General features: G+C 67.5%; 19 protein-coding genes. 4 read left to right on the forward strand and 15 right to left on the reverse strand.

Annotated elements, in window-relative coordinates:
- Positions 1 to 34 precede the first annotated feature (34 nt).
- Complete coding sequence (locus CWS39_RS23880; protein WP_102145382.1) at positions 35 to 502, reverse strand: SRPBCC family protein; 468 nt, start codon at positions 500 to 502, stop codon at positions 35 to 37.
- Between the two features lie 63 nt (positions 503 to 565).
- On the opposite strand from CWS39_RS23880, the gene CWS39_RS23885 reads away from it, so the two are divergent.
- Positions 566 to 1522 carry a 5'-3' exonuclease gene (locus tag CWS39_RS23885; RefSeq protein ID WP_431306176.1) on the forward strand — a complete coding sequence of 319 codons (957 nt, stop codon included), beginning with the start codon at positions 566 to 568 and terminating at the stop codon, positions 1520 to 1522.
- Positions 1523 to 1527: 5 nt separating this feature from the next.
- On the opposite strand, the gene CWS39_RS23890 is transcribed toward CWS39_RS23885, so the two are convergent.
- The 6 genes from CWS39_RS23890 to CWS39_RS23915 are packed head-to-tail and all read right to left on the reverse strand — an operon-like array spanning position 1528 to position 8336.
- On the reverse strand, positions 1528 to 2322 hold the full coding sequence (locus CWS39_RS23890) for a DUF4333 domain-containing protein (RefSeq protein WP_102145384.1): 795 nt from the start codon (positions 2320 to 2322) through the stop codon (positions 1528 to 1530).
- Positions 2323 to 2361: 39 nt separating this feature from the next.
- Entirely contained in the window at positions 2362 to 5112 is a 2751-nt protein-coding gene (locus tag CWS39_RS23895; protein ID WP_431306178.1) for a DEAD/DEAH box helicase, read from the reverse strand.
- Entirely contained in the window at positions 5102 to 6043 is a 942-nt protein-coding gene (gene tatC, locus CWS39_RS23900; protein WP_431306177.1) for a twin-arginine translocase subunit TatC, read from the reverse strand. Before tatC ends, CWS39_RS23895 begins: the two co-directional genes overlap by 11 nt.
- Before the next feature lie 42 nt (positions 6044 to 6085).
- On the reverse strand, positions 6086 to 6337 hold the full coding sequence (gene tatA / locus CWS39_RS23905; protein ID WP_102145416.1) for a Sec-independent protein translocase subunit TatA: 252 nt from the start codon (positions 6335 to 6337) through the stop codon (positions 6086 to 6088).
- 29 nt (positions 6338 to 6366) lie between these two features.
- Complete coding sequence (locus CWS39_RS23910) at positions 6367 to 7344, reverse strand: helix-turn-helix transcriptional regulator (protein ID WP_102145386.1); 978 nt, start codon at positions 7342 to 7344, stop codon at positions 6367 to 6369.
- The gene (locus CWS39_RS23915) at positions 7341 to 8336 is read right to left on the reverse strand and encodes a helix-turn-helix transcriptional regulator (protein ID WP_102145387.1); all 996 of its coding nucleotides are present in this window, start codon (positions 8334 to 8336) and stop codon (positions 7341 to 7343) included. Before CWS39_RS23915 ends, CWS39_RS23910 begins: the two co-directional genes overlap by 4 nt.
- A gap of 81 nt (positions 8337 to 8417) precedes the next feature.
- On the opposite strand from CWS39_RS23915, the gene CWS39_RS23920 reads away from it, so the two are divergent.
- Positions 8418 to 8825 (forward strand): hypothetical protein, encoded by a 408-nt coding sequence (locus CWS39_RS23920; protein WP_102145417.1) that lies wholly within the window; start codon positions 8418 to 8420, stop codon positions 8823 to 8825.
- Between the two features lie 4 nt (positions 8826 to 8829).
- Here the strand turns inward: CWS39_RS23920 and pafA are convergent, their stop codons facing one another.
- On the reverse strand, positions 8830 to 10188 hold the full coding sequence (gene pafA / locus CWS39_RS23925) for a Pup--protein ligase (protein WP_102145388.1): 1359 nt from the start codon (positions 10186 to 10188) through the stop codon (positions 8830 to 8832).
- 82 nt (positions 10189 to 10270) lie between these two features.
- On the reverse strand, positions 10271 to 10948 hold the full coding sequence (locus CWS39_RS23930; protein WP_158240390.1) for a TetR/AcrR family transcriptional regulator: 678 nt from the start codon (positions 10946 to 10948) through the stop codon (positions 10271 to 10273).
- Positions 10949 to 11104: 156 nt separating this feature from the next.
- Between CWS39_RS23930 and CWS39_RS23935 the strand changes: the two genes are divergently transcribed.
- Both CWS39_RS23935 and CWS39_RS23940 read left to right on the forward strand, forming a co-directional pair.
- Complete coding sequence (locus tag CWS39_RS23935; RefSeq protein WP_233213660.1) at positions 11105 to 11500, forward strand: hypothetical protein; 396 nt, start codon at positions 11105 to 11107, stop codon at positions 11498 to 11500.
- 87 nt (positions 11501 to 11587) lie between these two features.
- Complete coding sequence (locus tag CWS39_RS23940) at positions 11588 to 12454, forward strand: alpha/beta fold hydrolase (protein WP_102145390.1); 867 nt, start codon at positions 11588 to 11590, stop codon at positions 12452 to 12454.
- Here CWS39_RS23940 and CWS39_RS23945 read toward each other — a convergent pair.
- The 6 genes from CWS39_RS23945 to CWS39_RS23970 all read right to left on the reverse strand — a co-directional run bounded on the left by CWS39_RS23945 (position 12444) and on the right by CWS39_RS23970 (position 17183).
- The gene (locus CWS39_RS23945) at positions 12444 to 13190 is read right to left on the reverse strand and encodes a YqjF family protein (RefSeq protein WP_102145391.1); all 747 of its coding nucleotides are present in this window, start codon (positions 13188 to 13190) and stop codon (positions 12444 to 12446) included. The two genes, CWS39_RS23940 and CWS39_RS23945, sit on opposite strands and share 11 nt — an antisense overlap.
- Before the next feature lie 6 nt (positions 13191 to 13196).
- Positions 13197 to 13922, reverse strand: a complete 726-nt coding sequence (gene prcA / locus CWS39_RS23950; RefSeq protein ID WP_102145392.1) for a proteasome subunit alpha — start codon at positions 13920 to 13922, stop codon at positions 13197 to 13199.
- Positions 13919 to 14818, reverse strand: coding sequence for a proteasome subunit beta (gene prcB, locus CWS39_RS23955; protein ID WP_199178280.1), 900 nt, complete (start codon positions 14816 to 14818; stop codon positions 13919 to 13921). Before prcB ends, prcA begins: the two co-directional genes overlap by 4 nt.
- A complete protein-coding gene (locus tag CWS39_RS23960) occupies positions 14815 to 15009 on the reverse strand; it encodes a ubiquitin-like protein Pup (protein WP_046365221.1) in 195 nt (64 codons plus the stop codon). Before CWS39_RS23960 ends, prcB begins: the two co-directional genes overlap by 4 nt.
- A gap of 106 nt (positions 15010 to 15115) precedes the next feature.
- Positions 15116 to 16612: a pup deamidase/depupylase gene (gene dop / locus CWS39_RS23965; RefSeq protein ID WP_102145394.1), complete on the reverse strand. Its 1497-nt coding sequence runs from the start codon at positions 16610 to 16612 to the stop codon at positions 15116 to 15118.
- 10 nt (positions 16613 to 16622) lie between these two features.
- Positions 16623 to 17183, reverse strand: coding sequence for a TetR/AcrR family transcriptional regulator (locus CWS39_RS23970; protein ID WP_233213661.1), 561 nt, complete (start codon positions 17181 to 17183; stop codon positions 16623 to 16625).
- Between the last annotated feature and the right edge of the window lie 24 nt (positions 17184 to 17207).

Consider the following 17207-nt stretch of genomic DNA (forward strand, 5'->3'; position numbering starts at 1 on the left):
TCCAGGACACACCATGGCATCAGGCTAGTGGCCGTCAGGGACGGTGCCACAGCGTGCTGACGTCGTGTGGCGCGGCGGCTGTCGGCCGGGCATACCGGCGTTCGATGCCGCGGACGCCGGCGCGCAGAAAGTGACGCACGGCGTCGTTGACGTCTTTCTCGTTGCCCGAGGTGACCGCGAACCGCGCGGTCCAGATCACGGTGCTCTTGTGAGGGGCATCCTCGCGAATACGGAATTCGCCCTCGAAGTCAGTGATCGGCAGGTCGCTGGAGGAGGCGTCGTAGCGGTACAGCCGCTGTTCGGGATCGGTTTCTCGCAGCCGCTCCACCCAACGCCGCCCGTCGGTCGTGGCCATCGTGCGCTCGGCGCCGGGTTCCTCGCCGGATCCGTCCGTCGGCATCAGCAGCGGATGCCAGCGCACGATGCTCTGAAACGGCCCGACTTCGCGCCACATGTCGGCGGCGCTGCGATGCACCGTGGCGAACGCCTGGATGAGCGCCATGGCTACCGGATACCCGTCTGTGCCAAACGCAATCGCGGCGGCCCGACTGGCAGGATGACGGTCATGCCCCTGTTGCTGCTGGACGGCGCCAGCATGTGGTTCCGCTCGTATTTCGGGGTGCCGTCGTCGATCAAGACCCCCGACGGACGACCCGTCAATGCGGTGCGGGGCTTCCTCGACGCCGTCGCCACGCTGATCACCCGCGAGCGGCCGGCCCGGCTGGTGGTGTGCCTGGACCTCGACTGGCGGCCACAGTGGCGGGTGGACCTGATCCCGTCATACAAGGCGCACCGCGTCGAGGAGCCGCAACCGGACGGGCTGCCCGACATCGAAGAGGTGCCCGACGACCTCACCCCGCAGGTCGACATGATCCTGGAGCTGCTGGATGCGTTCGGCATTCCGACCGCGGGGGCTGCGGGTTTCGAGGCCGACGACGTGCTGGGCACGCTCGCCTTCCGGGAGCGCCGCGACCCCGTCGTCGTGGTCAGCGGCGACCGGGACCTGCTGCAGCTGGTCTGCGACGACCCCGTCCAGGTACGGGTCCTGTATCTGGGGCGCGGCTTGGCGAAGGCCACCACGTACGGACCCGTTGAGGTGGCCGAGCAGTACGGAGTTCCGGTCGACCGGGCCGGCGCAGCCTACGCCGAGCTGGCGTTGATGCGCGGCGACCCGTCAGACGGGCTGCCGGGTGTGCCGGGCATCGGCGAGAAGACGGCGGCCACACTGCTGGCCCAGCACGGCTCGCTGGAGGCGATTCTGGCGGCCGCCCACGACCCGAAATCCGCCATGTCCAAGGCGTATCGGACCAAGCTGCTGGCCGCCACCGACTACATCGAGGCCGCCGGGCCGGTGGTGCGGGTCGCGACGGATGCCCCCGTGACGTTGTCGACCGCTTCGGACATGCTGCCGCTGGCCGCCGAACATCCACGCAAGGTGGCGGAACTGGCCGAGCGGTACGGCGTGATGTCGTCGATCGGCCGGCTGCAAAAGGCGCTCGACGGGCTGGAGACCGCTACTTAACCGACCTACTTCGGCCGGCCGACCTCGTAGGTGCCGTCGTCGTCCTGGAACGTCACGGTCACCTGACGCTTGGTGCCGTCGATGCTGACCTCACAGGTGAAGGTGTCGCCCTTCTTCACCGTGGGGCTCTCGCCGTTGTTGCACTTGACGTCCTTGACGTTCTTGGCGCCGTAGCCGTTGGTCTCGTCGGTGAGGATCTGCTGCACGCCGGACTGCGCCGCCTCGACATCGAGTTTGGTGGTGACGAAGAAGCCGGGCTTCCAGAAGCCCATCACCAGCACGGCCGCCACGATGATCGCCGCGAGTACGCCGATGACGCCGCCGACGACGGCCATCGACTTCTTCGAGCCCTCTTCGGCGCCCGGCGGGGTGTACTGGGGGTACTGCCCGAACTGGCCCGGCGGCTGGCCGTACTGGGTGGCCGGCTGACCGTACGCAGTGGGCTGGCCGTACTGGCCCGGCTGCGCGTACTGCGTGGGCTGACCCGGCTGCCCGTACTGGCCGGCCTGCGGGTAGGCCGGCTGGGTGTAGTCGGGCGGCTGCTGGCCGAACTGCTCCGTCGACGGGTACTGCGGCGGTTGGTACGGCTGGCCGGGCTGCTGATACGGCGGGTATGGCTGCGTGTATGCCGGCGGCTGCTGCCACGCGGGCGCCTCGGTGGTCGGCTGCTGCTCGGATCCGGAGGTCGGCGGCTGCCACGGCTGGGTGCTCGACGGCTCGCTCGACGGCTGGTCCTGACCGGGCTCGGGCTGCTGAGGCTGCCACGGCTGCGTCGGGTCAGGTCCCTGCGGTCCGCTCATCGTCTCTCCTTGGTCCTAATTCGCTCTGCGTGCCACACACTACCCGGTATCAACAGCCACGACGCCGTGCCGAATGTCGTTGATGGCGCGTTTCGCCGTCGTGCGCAGCGCCGGCGTGGGCGCGGCGTTGCGGACCTGGTCGAGTAGATCGAGCACTTGGCGGCACCACCTCACGAAATCGCCTGCGGACAACGGTGACCCGCTGCCGCCGGCGTCGGACGCTGCCAGCGCGCTGGTCAGGTCGCCGGTGGTGGCCCACCGGTGGATGGCCGCGACGAAGCCCTCGTCGGGTTCGCGGCTGGGCGAAATGCGATGCCGCTGCTCGTCGGCGCGCAAATCCGAGGCGGTGCGACGGGTTCTGTTCAACGCGCGGCGCAGATTTCCCGTCGGCGCCTGGACACCCGGTGGCGCGCCAGGCGCGTCGCCTCTCGACTCGTAGAGCACCGCCGACAGCACGGCCGCCAGCTCGGCCGCGTCCAACCCCTCCCACACCCCGCCGCGCAGGCATTCGGCGACCAATAGATCGCTCTCGCTGTAGATCCGGGCCAGCAGTCGGCCGTCGTCGGTGACCTTCGGATCATCGCAGCTGTTGTCGATGTAGCCACGCTCGCTGAGCAACACCACGATTCGGTCGAAGGTGCGCGCCAGGGAATTCGTCGCAGCGGCGACCTTCTGGCGGATCTGGGCGTTGTCGCGTTCGATCTTCAGATATCGCTCGGCGAGCCGGACCTTGGTTTCCCGGTCCGGTAGTTGGTGTGCCGGATGACGGCGCAGTTGGTCACGCAGTTCCACTAATTCGGGGTCGATGTCGGGCTCCGCCGCCTTGCGCTTGCCCTTGGCCGACGGCACATCCAGCCCCGCCGCCGCAGACCTCAGCGCCGATGCTAGATCACGGCGCACCCGCGGCTGGCGATGTTCGACGCGTTTGGGCAACGACATCGATCCCAGCGGCGATGGGGCGCCGGAGTAGTCCGCCGACGAAATCCTTCCTGCCCAACGGTGTTCGGTCAGCACCAGCGGCCGCGGGTCGTCGCTGTCACGGGCGGGCTCGAGCACCACGGCCAGGCCACCGCGACGGCCGTGGGTGATGGTGATGATGTCCCCGCGGCGCAACGCCGCCAGCGCGTCGTTGGCGGCGTTGCGCCGCTGCAGCCTCGATGCCCGCGACTGGGCGCGTTCGCGTTCGGAGATCGTCGAACGCAGACGGGCATATTCGAGGATCGCCGAGTCGTGCCCGCCGAGTTCGGCCGCGATCTCGTCCAGCATGCGTTCACCGCGCTCGACACCGCGCACGAGGCCGACCACCGACCGGTCGGCCTGATACTGCGCGAACGAACTCTCCAGCAGCCGGTGCGCCTGCGCCGGGCCCATCTGCTGCACGAGGTTGATCGTCATGTTGTACGACGGCGCAAATGAACTGCGCAGCGGGAAGGTTCGGGTGGACGCCAGCCCGGCGACCTCGGCCGGTTCTACGTCGGGGTGCCACAACACCACCGCATGGCCTTCGACATCGATGCCGCGCCGCCCGGCCCGGCCCGTCAACTGGGTGTACTCCCCCGGCGTCAGCGGCATGTGCTGTTCGCCGTTGAACTTGACCAGCCGCTCCAGCACAACGGTGCGCGCGGGCATATTGATACCCAATGCCAGTGTCTCCGTGGCGAATACCGCTTTCACCAAACCCGCGGTGAAGAGTTCTTCGACCGTGTGACGGAATGTCGGCAGCATTCCGGCGTGGTGAGCGGCCAGCCCGCGCAGCAATCCCTCGCGCCATTCGTGATAGTCGAGCACGATCAGGTCGGCCTCGTTCAGGTCGCTACAGCGCCGCTCGACGACCGCGGCTATGCGGGCGCGTTCCTCGTCGGTGGTCAGCCGCAGCGACGAGCGCAGGCATTGTTTGACCGCCGCATCGCAACCGGCCCTGGAGAACACGAACGTGATGGCGGGCAGCAGCCCTTCCCTGTCGAGCGTGGCGATCACATCGGGGCGGCCCGGCGGGCGGTAGATGCTCGGCCGTCCCCCGTACCGCCCGCGGCCCCGCGGCTGCCAGTCGGCCAGCCGGTCGGCCTCGCGACGATGCGCGATGTGCCGCAACAGTTCCGGATCCACCACCAGCTCGCGGCCGTTGCGCGCCGCGTCGGTGGCCCGGTAGTCGAACAGGTCGAACAACCGCTTGCCCACCAGCACGTGCTGCCACAACGGCACGGGCCGGTGTTCGTCGACGACGACGGTGGTGTCGCCGCGCACGGTCTGGATCCAGCCGCCGAATTCCTCGGCGTTGCTCACCGTCGCCGACAGGCTCACCAGCCGCACCTCGTCGGGCAGGTGCAGGATCACTTCCTCCCACACCGCACCGCGCATCCGATCGGCGAGAAAATGCACCTCGTCCATCACGACGTAGGAAAGCCCGTACAGCGCGGATGAATTCGCGTACAGCATGTTGCGCAGCACTTCGGTGGTCATCACCACGATCGGCGCGTCACCGTTGATGGACTGATCGCCGGTGAGCAGGCCGATCTGATCGGGTCCGTAGCGGGCCACCAGATCGTTGTGCTTCTGGTTGCTCAGCGCCTTGATGGGCGTGGTGTAGAAGCACTTTCGTCCCGCGGCCATGGCCAGATGCACGGCGAACTCGCCCACCACCGTCTTACCCGCCCCGGTGGGCGCACAGACCAGCACGCCGTGCCCGTTCTCCAGCGCCCGGCACGCGCGCTGCTGGAAGTCATCCAGCTCGAAGGACAGCTGGGTGACGAAGGTGGCCAGCTCGCCTCCAAGTGGCAGCTCAGGTGGCATCGTCATCGACGGTGAGCACCGCGGCCGGCGGTTCGATGGGTTCGGCGCTGCCGATCGGTGCGGCCTGGTCCTCGGGAACCTCGGCCAGCGCTTCGCGTTTGGCCTTTCGCCTGTCGTGAATCCGGGCCACCTGGATGGCCACTTCGAGCAGCACCGTCAGCGCCAGCGCCAACGCCAGCATCGAGAACGGGTCCGAGCCCGGCGTGAAGAAGGCGGCGAAGACGAACAGCGCGAAGATCAAGCCGCGCCGCCAGGCCTTGAGCCGCTCGTACGGCAGGATGCCGACCAGGTTGAGCATGATGATCAGCAGCGGGAATTCGAAGCTGAACCCGAACACCAGCAGCAGGTTGATCAGAAAGCCGAAGTACTGGTCGCCCGACAGCGCGGTGACCTGAACGTCGCTGCCGACCGTCAGCAAGAAGCCCAACGCCTTGGCGAGCACCACGTAGGCCAGCACCGCGCCCGCCACGAACAACACGGCGCCGATGCCGACGAACGCCATCGCGAAGCGACGTTCCTTCTTGTACAGGCCCGGCGTGATGAACGCCCACAGCTGATACAGCCACACCGGGCAGGCCAGCACGATGCCGGCGGCGAGGCCCACCTTGAGGCGCAGCATGAACTGGTCGAACGGCGCCGTGGCCAGCAGGCGGCATTCCCCACCCGGCGTGATGTCGGCGCGGGCGTAGTCGGGCAGCGCGCAGTACGGACCGCGCAGCCATTCGCCCAGGCTGTGGAAGCCGAAGATGCCGTGGCTGTACCACAGAAACCCGGCGATGGTGGTGAGGACGACGGCGGCGGCCGCAATCAGCAGACGGGTGCGCAATTCCTGCAGATGCTCGACGAGCGACATGGTGCCGTCAGGATTGGCCCGCGAGCGGCGTCGGCGAGGATCGAGCTTCTTGAGGATTCCGGGGGTCTGCACGGGCATGCCTAGGGACGCGGCGTCATGCCGCCGTCCTCGGGGAAGGGATCAGGCCGAGTGTTTGTCGGTGGGTTCGGAACTCGGCGCCGGCTGGGCAGGATTGTCGGCCCGTTCCGAGGCGATCGGGGTGGCCGGCGGGGTCTCCGGCTTGGAATCGGCCTGCATCTCCTTGATCTCGGACTTGAAAATCCGCATCGACTTGCCGAGCGAGCGCGCCGCGTCCGGGAGCTTCTTGGCGCCGAACAGCAGCACAAACACGGCGATGACAATTACCCAGTGCCAGGGTTGTAGACCGCCCAATTTGGTCACCTCCAAAGTCTGGGCCGAGTCTACTCGCCAGACACGCTGTGCTCGTAGGCGCGCAGGGCCGCGGCGGCGGACTCTTTCACCCGGTGGGCCAGAGATTCCGGTTCCAGCACCCGCACCGCGGCGCCGAAACCGAGCACGAAACGGGCCATCCAGTCGTCGGAGGCGTAGGTCATCGAGGCTTCACACGCCCCGTCGGGAAGCTCCCGCAGCACCCTCAAGGGGTAGTAGTCGAACATCCACGACGCCGAGCGGTCGATGAGCAGTTTCGCCGACGGCAGCGAGGGATCCGCGTCGAATAACGAGGTGTCCGGGCCGGCCTGCACGGCCGGCTCGGGCGGCGACGACGGCTCGTCGAGCACGGTGGCGTCGACGATGCGGTCGAACCGGAACAGCCGCACGCCTTCGGCGCTGCGACACCAGGCCTCCAGATAGCTGTGGTCGGCGACCAGCACCACCCGGATCGGGTCGACGACCCGACTGGAGAGCATGTCGTGGGAGGCGGAGTAGTACTCGATCGACAGGGCGCGGCCGTTACGCACCGCGGCGCGCACAGCGGCGGCGGCTTCGCTTTCCACCGGGGCGGGCTCATCGACCGCGGCGGGCGTGTGCTCGATGTCGTGGCTCACGGTGCCCGCGGCGGATTCGATCTTGGCGATCGCGCTGCGCGCAGCTTCCGGGTCGACCATGCCGGGCACGTCGACCAATGCGCGCAGCGCCACCAGAATCCCGGTGGCTTCGGGTGAGGTCAGCCGCAGCGGATGGTCGATGCCCGCGGAGAACGTGACTTCGATGGTGTCGCCGGAGAATTCGAAGTCGATCAGATCGCCGGGCCCGTAGCCGGGCAGCCCGCACATCCACAGCTGATTCAGATCGTCCTGCAGCTGTTTGACGGTTACCCCGAGATCGGCAGCGGCCTCCGCGTAGGTGATCCGGGGATTGGCCTGAAAGTACGGCACCATGTTGAGCAGCCGCACCAGGCGACTGGACACCTGGCTCATGCTGTTGTCGCTCCCGCCTGTGCGCGCAGCCGCGCCAGCACATCATCGCGCAGCGATTCCGGTTCCAGCGCAACGGCATCCGCGCCATAGCTGGCGATCTCGCGTGCCAGCCGGTCGGTCATGGTGATCTCGATCGCGATCTCCTCGCCCGCGCGTCCGGCCAGTGTCCGGGGACCGATGACGGTCGCCTGCCGGCGCAGCGCCGTCGCGCGGCCCTCGGCGACCCATATCCGCGCCTGCGCGCCGGTGGGCGGATCGCTGATCACGCGGTTCACGATCTCGCGCAGGTTCACATCGTCGGGTTTGTGCACGGTGTCGGGTTCACCGATGGCTTTCACGTCGGGGCCGATGCGCGACAGCCGGAAGGTGCGCACAGCGTCGCGGTCGCGGTCGTGCCCGACCAGATACCAGCGGCCCTTCTCAGTGACGACGCCCCAGGGTTCGACGGTTCGCGTCGTGTAGGGCTCGCTGCGAGACGGGCGGTGAGGGAATTGCACTGCCTGGCCATTGTCGATGGCCTGCAACAGGATTCGGAGTACTTCCTCCGAGCCCCGCAGCCCGGGCAGGGCCGCGGTCGAGGGAATCGCGACACCGGCGTCGGCAGCGTCGACATCCACCCCGGCCGCGCGCAGCTTGAGCAGCGCGCTCTGCGTGGCGGTGATCAGCTCGGGCGACTCCCACAACTGGGTGGCCACCGCGACGGCCGCGGCCTCGTCGGCGGTCAGCTCGACCGGCGGCAGCGCGTAGGCCTCCCGATTGATGCGGTAGCCCTCGGTGGGGTCGAACTGCGACACCCGGCCGGTTTCCAGCGGGATGCCCAGATCACGCAGTTCGTTCTTGTCGCGTTCGAACATCCGCGAGAACGCCTCGTCGCTGGGACTGTCGGCGTATCCGGCGACCACCTTGCGGATGCGTTCGGCGCTGAGGAATGTGCGGGTGGACAGCAAGGCGATGACGAGATTCATCAACCGCTCGACTTTGGAGGTCGCCACGAGACGAGCTTAGGGCGTGGTTATCCACAGCCGTCGATAAGCGGGCTGGAAGTGTCGCCCGTCGGCGGTAATCTCGTCTGCGTGGATCCGGAGAACCTCGAGGAACGCGTCACGGCGTTGGAATCGCAGGTGCGCGAGCTCGACCGGCGTGTGCGATCAAGCGAGCAAGATGCCGCCGCTGCCCGGGTGCTCGCGGGTGCCGCCGACCGGGACGTGGCAGAGATCCGGGGCGAGATCCGTGACTTCCGCGCCGAGTTTCGTGACTTCCGTCAGGCCACGACAGCCAGCTTTAATGCGATGCGCGAGGACTTCAATGGCCTTCGCGGTGATTTCATCGACCTTCGGACACACGTAGACGAAAAATTTACGGAGGTCGACCGGGGATTCGCCGAGATGCGCGGCAAGTTCGACGCGGCAGCCGCGGGTCAACAGCGGATCGTTGAGTTGATTCAGACCGTCATCGATAACCAGGGCGGCGACAAGCACTAGCTGGCTACATGCTGGCGATCAGCCGCTTGACCCGCTCATCGACCGACCGGAACGGGTCCTTGCACAGCACCGTGCGCTGCGCCTGATCGTTGAGCTTCAAATGCACCCAGTCGACGGTGAAGTCCCGCCCGGCTTCCTGGGCGGCGCTGATGAACTCGCCGCGCAGCTTGGCCCGCGTCGTCTGCGGCGGCGTGTTCACCGCGGCCTCGATCTCCTCGTCGGTGGTGATCCGCGCGGCCAGACCCTTGCGCTGCAGCAGGTCGAACACCCCGCGGCCGCGCTTGATGTCGTGATAGGCCAGGTCGAGCTGGCTGATCTTGGGGTCGGACAGCTCCATGTTGTAGCGGTCCTGATACCGCTGGAACAGCTTGCGCTTGATCACCCAGTCGATCTCGGTGTCGACCTTGGCGAAGTCCTGGCTCTCGACGGCGTCGAGTTGGCGGCCCCACAGATCGACGACCTGCTGGATCTGGGTGTTCGGCTCGCGCGTCTGCAGATACTCCACGGCGCGGGCGTAGTACTCACGCTGGATGTCCAGCGCGCTGGCCTGCCGTCCGCCGGCCAGCCGCACCGGCCGACGGCCCGTCAGGTCGTGGCTCACCTCGCGGATCGCCCGGATCGGGTTGTCCAGCGAGAAATCGCGGAACGCCACACCGGCCTCGATCATCTCGAGCGCCAGCGACGCGGTGCCTACCTTGAGCATGGTCGTCGCCTCGCACATGTTGGAGTCGCCGACGATGACGTGCAGCCGCCGGTACTTCTCGGCGTCCGCGTGCGGTTCGTCGCGCGTGTTGATGATCGGGCGGCTGCGGGTGGTGGCGCTCGACACCCCTTCCCAGATGTGCTCGGCCCGCTGGCTCAGGCAGTACGTGGCGGCCTTCGGCGTCTGCAGCACCTTGCCCGCCCCGCAGATCAACTGCCGAGTCACCAGGAACGGCAGCAGCACATCGGAGATCCGGGAGAACTCGCCCGCGCGCACGATGAGGTAGTTCTCGTGGCAGCCGTACGAATTGCCGGCCGAGTCGGTGTTGTTCTTGAACAGGTAGATGTCGCCGCCGATGCCCTCGTCGGCGAGGCGCTGCTCGGCGTCGATGAGCAGATCCTCCAGGACCCGTTCGCCAGCTCGGTCATGGGTGACGAGCTGGATCAGGCTGTCGCATTCGGCGGTCGCGTACTCGGGATGGCTGCCCACGTCGAGGTACAACCGCGCGCCGTTGCGCAAAAAAACGTTGGAACTGCGGCCCCATGACACCACCCGCCGAAACAGGTACCGGGCAACCTCGTCGGGGCTGAGCCGGCGATGGCCATGGAACGTGCAGGTCACACCGAATTCGGTCTCGATTCCCATGATCCGTCGCTGCACCTCATCGAGCTTACGGGGTGGTTCTCGGTAACGGCGCGCAAGCCGCGCCAATCGCGACGGCTGACAAGGAGGTCGGCATCCGTTACCGGCGCTGCTCCTCAACCCACGACGCGAGCGAGCCCGCCGGCGCGCCGAGAATGCGCTCGAATGCCTGGAAGTACGCGGCCAATACGGCTTGGATGCGCGGGCCGCTCATGTCCGCGCCGACGCCACCGTCGGCCTCGATCGCGTCGATGAAGGTGTCGGCTAGCGCCATCCCCATGCCGGTGACGATCAGGGCCGCCTCGTGGGGATGGTCGGTGTCGAAAACCCCTTCGTCGCACCCCTGGCGAATGATCGCTTCCAGCATGGGCGCGGTCGTGCGCATCGCTTCCCGCGACAACTTCTGCCGCAGCAGGGCGTTGTTCTCGTCACCCTTCAGCCGCATGATGGTGGCCACCGTGGTGGCGTTCTCGGCCTTCAGCATCCCGTCGGTGCGGAAGTAGGCGTGCAGCTTCTCGATCGCGCTGAGATTCGGATCGTCGACGACGGCCCGCAACGCCTGCAGCCCCTCCTCTGCGAACGCCGCGACCACGCCTTCGAGCAGCGCATACTTCGACGAGAAGTAGTGATAGAGCGCGCCTTTCGACATGCCCGTCTTCGCCAGGACATCGTCGACGGTCATGCGCTCGTAGCCCTTGTCCCCCATGACCTCCAGCGCAGCGCGGACGATCTCGCCCCGCCGCGCGGCGTACTCCTCGGGTTTGACCTGACGCGCCACTGCGCCTGAGCCTCCTCGCATTGACCGTGACTGTCGGCCAGTCTAGTCTATTAATAGACCGTCAGTCGGTTTATTAATAGGAGCGATGCCGTGTCCCATCCCGATCCAGTCGCTGAACAGCGCACGCGTAGCTTCGCCCGGGTAATCGGCCCATTCGTGACCGTCGCGACACTGATCGTCGCAATCAGGCTGCCCGATCTCACTGAGGTGATCGACGACCTGTTCGGCAATCCGGTGCTGCCCTGGATCCTCGGCGCTGCGATGTTGGCGATGGGCCTCGTCGTCATCGCCTTCCACCAGTACTGGTACAGCCTCACCGCGGTGCTGATCTCGTTGTTCGGCTGGTTCGTCGCGCTGCGCGGAGTGACAATGATGGCGTTCCCGTCGGCGATCGAAACCGGCGCGGGCACGACACTCACCAGCCCCGGACCCCTGCTCGCCGCGCGGATCTTCTTCCTGCTGCTGACGGTGATGGGCTTGTGGTTCACGTACGTCGGATGGCGGCCTGTGCGTGTCGACACGCCAAAAACCTTGGCGCACAACAGCAAATAGTTCCCAGCGGGTTAGCCATGTAGAGCGAGATCGCCGGCATTTTGGCAACCCCGCACCAAACCGCATGAAATTGGCCAGAATGACCAAGTGTCATCGCGCAGCAGCCCGGTGGACGGGTTCCGGTTGGCCTTCGACCGCTTCGGCACACCCGGCGCACCAGCGGCCGTGCTGCTGCACGGATGGCCCGGCAACCGACACGACTACCGCGAGGTGGTTCCGTTGCTCGGCGACGCCGACGTGATCGTGCCCGATTTGCGCGGCTTCGGCGGTTCGGACAAACATGCGGTCGCGGTACGCCACTTCTACAGCGCCACCGCCCAAGCCAGCAGCATCGTCGGACTCATCAATGAGCCGAACCTGACCGGCGTGGTGCTGGCAGGCTACGACGTCGGCAGCCGCGTCGCCCAGAGCGTCGCGCGGATGCATCCACACCAGATCAAGGCGCTGGTGCTCTCCCCTCCCCTGCCCGGCGCGGGAGACCGGGTTCTGACCGCCCACGCTCAGCACGAATTCTGGTACCAGGCCTTCCATCAGCTGCCCATCGCGGACAAGCTGATCGATGGCAAGCCCGAGATCGTCCGAGAATATCTGCGCCACTTCTGGAATCACTGGTCCGGCCCGAATTTCACTGTCTCCGAGGATGACCTGAGTCGGCTGGTTGCCGACTATGCGCTGCCCGGCGCTTTCACCGCGTCGATCGCGTGGTACCGCGCCGGCGCGGGCATGGTCGCGCAGTCGCTGACCGAGCTGCCGCCGGGCCGCGCGATCAAGATTCACGTACCGACGGATGTGCTGTGGCCGCAGCATGATCCGCTGTTTCCCACCGAATGGGCCGACCGACTGGACGACTATTTCGACGACGCGCGGCTACACCTCGTCGACGGGGTCGGGCACTTCACGCCGCTGGAATGCCCGCAGGAGTTCGCCGATATGGTCAAGCGCGCTATCGCGTGACCGCCCGTCGGGGCGTCGTGGCCAGCGTCGGCACTCCGAAGTAGGCCGGAACGCCGTCGCTGAATGCGACATGGTCGGGCTGACGACCACCCACGTCCACGCCGACAGACGCCAACAGACCGTCGTCGTCGAAGCGAATCAGTTCAGCTGCCCGCAGCGCCCACGGTGGATGCTCGTTGGGCAGGTACCAGGTGCGGCCTGCCCTCGCCACGTGCAAACCCCAACGGGCAGTCAAGAATTGCTCCAACGGCCCGGCCTGCAGCGCACCACGCGCCTGCACCTCGATGCGGCTTGCCGCCTGCACCCTGGGCCAGCGCACCGTCGTGGTGTACACGTGCCGATCCCCGTGGCGCTCGTGGCTCATCCGGGCGAACCGGTAGGGCAGCCCAAATACCGTCCGGCCCGCGGCCACCACCGCACGCCGGTTGGCGTCGAGGGCCAAAAACACCACACCGCGGCGTCCGGTGCTGTCGACCGAATACAGGCGGATGTTCGTCTCCAGCAGCGTCCCGACCAACGAGGGGCCGTGCGGCAAGCCGGTATTGGCCATATCGAACGCCACCAGACCGACGTAGGTGCGGCCCTCGAAGAGGTCGGGTTCGGTGCCCGGCGGGTACAGGTGCGCGACGCTCGCGGGCTCGACGGCCCAGTGCAGGAAGGTCAGGTCGAGCCAGTGCTGCCGCATGATCCGCGGTTTGGCCAGCCTCGGCGCCGTCGCCGATACCGCCTCCCACATGGCCCGCTACTTCTTCTTCGAATCCTCTTCGGGCAGCAGAGCCTCCAGCGCCGGACCGGTGATGCGCCGGAACGCCCGACGCGGCCGCTTCGCGTCCAGCACGGCCACCTCCAACGTCGACGGCCCCAGTGTGCGGGCCTCCGAGCCGCCGTTGCCCGCACCGGCTTTGAGGGCGTCCACGGCGATCCGGACGGCGTCGGACAAGTCGGCGTTCTCGACGTAGGACTCGTTGAGCGCGGTGGTGATGGGCTCGGTGGTGCCGCCCATCACCACGAAGTGCGGTTCGTCGTTGATCGAGCCGTCATACGTAATGCGATACAGCTCAGGCGGTTTGGTTTCGCCGTAATGTGCGACTTCGGCAACGCACAGCTCCACCTCGTACGGTTTGGCCTGCTCGGTGAAGATCGTGCCCAGCGCTTCGGCATACACGTTGGCCAGCTGGCGGCCGGTGACGTCGCGGCGGTCGTAGGCGTACCCCTTGGTGTCGGCCCACTGGATGCCGCCGCGCCGCAACCGGTCGAACTCGTTAAAGCGGCCGGCAGCGGCGAACCCCACGCGGTCGTAGAGCTCGCTGATCTTGTACAGCGAGCGCGACGGGTTCTCCGCAACGAACAGCACGCCGTCGGAGTACGCCAGCGCCACCAGGCTGCGGCCTCGGGCAATCCCCTTGCGCGCGAGCTCGGAACGCTCGCGCATCGCCTGCTCGGGCGAGATGAAATACGGAAAGCTCACGAGTCTCCCCGCGCGTCGGTCGACGGCCCGGAATCCGACCGCGAAGTGCCTTCAGCAGTGCGCTTTTCGATCACCTCACGCGCCAACGCCGCGATGCGGTCCTCGGGTACCTCCTCGGCGCCCTCGGCACCGATCGTCACCGCGGTCGGGTAGATGCCGCGCACCAGATCGGGCCCGCCGGTTGCCGAGTCGTCATCGGCGGCGTCGTAGAGCGCCTCGATGGCCACCCGCAGCGCCGAATCCGCGTCGGTCACTTGCGAATACATCTTCTTGATCGAGGTTTTGGCGAACACCGAGCCCGAGCCCACCGCCTGGTAGCCCTCTTCTTCGATGTTCCAGCCGCCCGCGGCGTCGAACGACACGATGCGACCGGCCGTCTGCGAGTTGGGGTCGTCGAGGTCGTAGCCGACCAGCAGCGGCAACGCCACGAATCCCTGCAGCGCCGCACCCAGGTTGCCGCGCACCATCGTCGCCAGGCGGTTCACCTTGCCGGCGAAGGTCAGCGGAACCCCTTCAACCTTCTCGTAGTGCTCGAGTTCGACGGCGTACAACCGTGCGAACTCCACCGCGATGGCGGCGGTGCCCGCGATGCCCGTCGCCGTGTAGTCGTCGGTGATGTACACCTTCTTGACGTCGCGCCCGGCGATCATGTTGCCCTGCGTCGAGCGCCTGTCCCCCGCGATGACCACGCCGCCCGGGTACTTCAACGCAACGATCGTGGTGCCGTGCGGCACTGCGCCGGACGGCATGGGGCCGGGCTCGGAGCGGCCGAGGGGCAATAGGTCGGGCGCCTGTCGGCGCAGCAAATCAGAAAAGGACGATAAGTCCATACCGACTGTCGATACTCCGGGGAGGGTTGTAGGAAAGGCCAGCTGCTTACGGTGCGGCCAGGTCACTGTCCGCCCTTTTGGACGTATGCGCGCACGAAGTCCTCGGCGTTCTCCTCGAGGACGTCGTCGATCTCGTCCAGCAGATCGTCGGTCTCCTCGGTCAGCTTTTCGCGACGCTCCTGCCCGGCGGCCGTGCTGCCGGTGAGGTCGTCGTCCTCGCCGCCACCACCGCCACGCTTGGTCTGCTCCTGAGCCATCGCTGCCTCCTGCATCGTCATCGGCGGGCCCTATCGCCGCCCGCCGTTACTCCACACTACCGGGCACCGGCCGAATTGCCTGGCGTAACACCGGCCACACGGTGCTTTATGTGGTGAGTTGCTCGACCAGCTCGGCGGCGCTGTGCACCGAATCCAGCAACGCGCCCACGTGCGCCTTGCTGCCGCGCAGCGGCTCCAGCGTCGGAATCCGCACGAGTGAGTCCCCGCCCAGATCGAAGATCACCGAGTCCCAGCTGGCCGCCGCGATGTCGGCGCCGAACCGCCGCAGGCACTCCCCGCGGAAGTAGGCGCGGGTGTCGGTCGGCGGGTTCTCCACCGCGTCGAGCACCTGCTGTTCGGTCACCAGCCGCTTCATCGAGCCGCGTGCCACCAGCCGGTTGTACAGGCCTTTGTCCAGCCGCACGTCCGAGTACTGCAGGTCCACCAGGTGCAGCCGCGGCGCGGACCAATTCAGGTTCTCGCGGTGGCGGAAGCCCTCCAGCAGCCGCAGTTTGGCCGGCCAGTCCAGGATTTCCGCGCATTCCATCGGGTCGCGCTCGAGCAGGTCGAGCACGGTGGCCCAGGTCTGCACGATGTCGGCGGCGCGGGGATCCGGATCGCGGGTGTCGACGAGTTTGGCCACCCGATCCAGGTAGATGCGTTGCAGCGCAAGGCCTGTCAGTTCGCGGCCGTCGGCCAGGGCGACGGTGGCGCGCAGCGACGGGTCGCGGCTGATCACGTGGACCGCGTGCACCGGGCGCGCCAGCGCCAGGTCGGTCAGGTCCATGCCCTCTTCGATGAGGTCGAGCACCAGCGCGGTGGTGCCGAGCTTGAGGTAGGTCGATGTCTCCGCGAGGTTGGCGTCGCCGATGATGACGTGCAGCCGGCGGTACTTGTCGGCGTCGGCGTGCGGCTCGTCGCGAGTGTTGATGATGCCGCGTTTGAGCGTCGTCTCCAGGCCGACCTCGACCTCGATGTAGTCGGCCCGCTGAGAGAGCTGGAAGCCCGGTTCGTCGCCCGAGGGGCCGATCCCGACCCGTCCTGAGCCGGTGATCACCTGGCGGGACACCAGGAACGGCGTCAGGCCCGCGATCACCGCCGAAAACGGCGTCTGACGGCTCATCAGGTAGTTCTCGTGCGACCCGTAGGAGGCACCCTTGCCGTCGACGTTGTTCTTGTACAGCTGCAGCTTGGCGGCCCCCGGCACGCTGGCGACGTGGCGGGCGGCGGCCTCCATCACCCGCTCGCCGGCCTTGTCCCAGATCACGGCGTCCAACGGATCAGTGGTTTCCGGTGCGGAGTACTCGGGGTGGGCGTGGTCGACGTACAGCCGCGCGCCGTTGGTCAGGATCATGTTCGCGGCGCCGACCTCGTCGGCGTCGACGACCGGCGGCGGGCCTGCCGACCGGCTCAGGTCGAATCCGCGGGCGTCGCGCAGCGGTGATTCCACCTCGTAGTCCCAGCGGGTGCGCTTGGCGCGCTGGATTCCCGCGGCGGCGGCGTAGGCCAGCACCGCCTGCGTGGAGGTCAGGATCGGATTCGCGGTCGGATCGGACGGCGAGGAAATGCCGTACTCGACCTCGGTTCCGATGATCCGTTGCATGCAGCCCAGCCTAGGTGACGAGCCCGAGGAGCCGACGCACGTGGTCTCGTGCGATGCGCTGAGCGACTTCGGCGCTGACGCGGTCGGGTTCCACCGCGACCGAGCACGCCAGGCCGTCGAGCAACGCCAGTAGCTCCTTGGCGGCGGGCCTGGCGTCGGCGCCCGGGGCCGCCGCCGTGATCGCACGAACCAGCAGGTCCTCTACGGTCTGCCAGTCGGCGCGGTGCCGCTTCGCGGTGTCCTCGTGCACCGCCGCCCGGGCCAGCCGAAGCAGCCAGGCGACACTGATGTCGCGGTCGTCGGCGCTCACCAGCGCCACGGCCAGCGTCTCGAGCTGTTCGGCGGGCGACATCTTCGCGCTGAGTTGCTCGTCCAACCGGGCGCGCCACCGCTGCGCGGCGCGGTCCATCGCGGCGGCCAGCATGGCGTCTTTGGTCGGGAAGTGGTGCTGCACAGCGCCGATCGACACGCCGGCCAGCGCCGCCACCTTGCGCACCGACACGCCCTCGAACCCGTCGGCGACAAGCACCGCCAGCACCGCGTCGGCCATCCGTCGGTAGGCCTCGCTCACCGCTTCATGATAGCTGCACCCATA

The organism is Mycobacterium hubeiense (genome assembly GCF_002838065.1).
In the GTDB taxonomy this organism is placed as follows: domain Bacteria; phylum Actinomycetota; class Actinomycetes; order Mycobacteriales; family Mycobacteriaceae; genus Mycobacterium; species Mycobacterium hubeiense.

What these genes read in the sequence shown, in the direction of transcription:
- CWS39_RS23880 (WP_102145382.1), bottom strand. Translation starts at nt 502, where the DNA reads ATGGCGCTCATCCAGGCGTTCGCCACGGTGCATCGCAGCGCCGCCGAC.
- CWS39_RS23885 (WP_431306176.1), top strand. Translation starts at nt 566, where the DNA reads ATGCCCCTGTTGCTGCTGGACGGCGCCAGCATGTGGTTCCGCTCGTAT.
- CWS39_RS23890 (WP_102145384.1), bottom strand. Translation starts at nt 2,322, where the DNA reads ATGAGCGGACCGCAGGGACCTGACCCGACGCAGCCGTGGCAGCCTCAG.
- CWS39_RS23895 (WP_431306178.1), bottom strand. Translation starts at nt 5,112, where the DNA reads ATGCCACCTGAGCTGCCACTTGGAGGCGAGCTGGCCACCTTCGTCACC.
- tatC (WP_431306177.1), bottom strand. Translation starts at nt 6,043, where the DNA reads ATGCCCGTGCAGACCCCCGGAATCCTCAAGAAGCTCGATCCTCGCCGA.
- CWS39_RS23910 (WP_102145386.1), bottom strand. Translation starts at nt 7,344, where the DNA reads ATGAGCCAGGTGTCCAGTCGCCTGGTGCGGCTGCTCAACATGGTGCCG.
- CWS39_RS23945 (WP_102145391.1), bottom strand. Translation starts at nt 13,190, where the DNA reads ATGTGGGAGGCGGTATCGGCGACGGCGCCGAGGCTGGCCAAACCGCGG.
- CWS39_RS23960 (WP_046365221.1), bottom strand. Translation starts at nt 15,009, where the DNA reads ATGGCTCAGGAGCAGACCAAGCGTGGCGGTGGTGGCGGCGAGGACGAC.
- dop (WP_102145394.1), bottom strand. Translation starts at nt 16,612, where the DNA reads ATGCAACGGATCATCGGAACCGAGGTCGAGTACGGCATTTCCTCGCCG.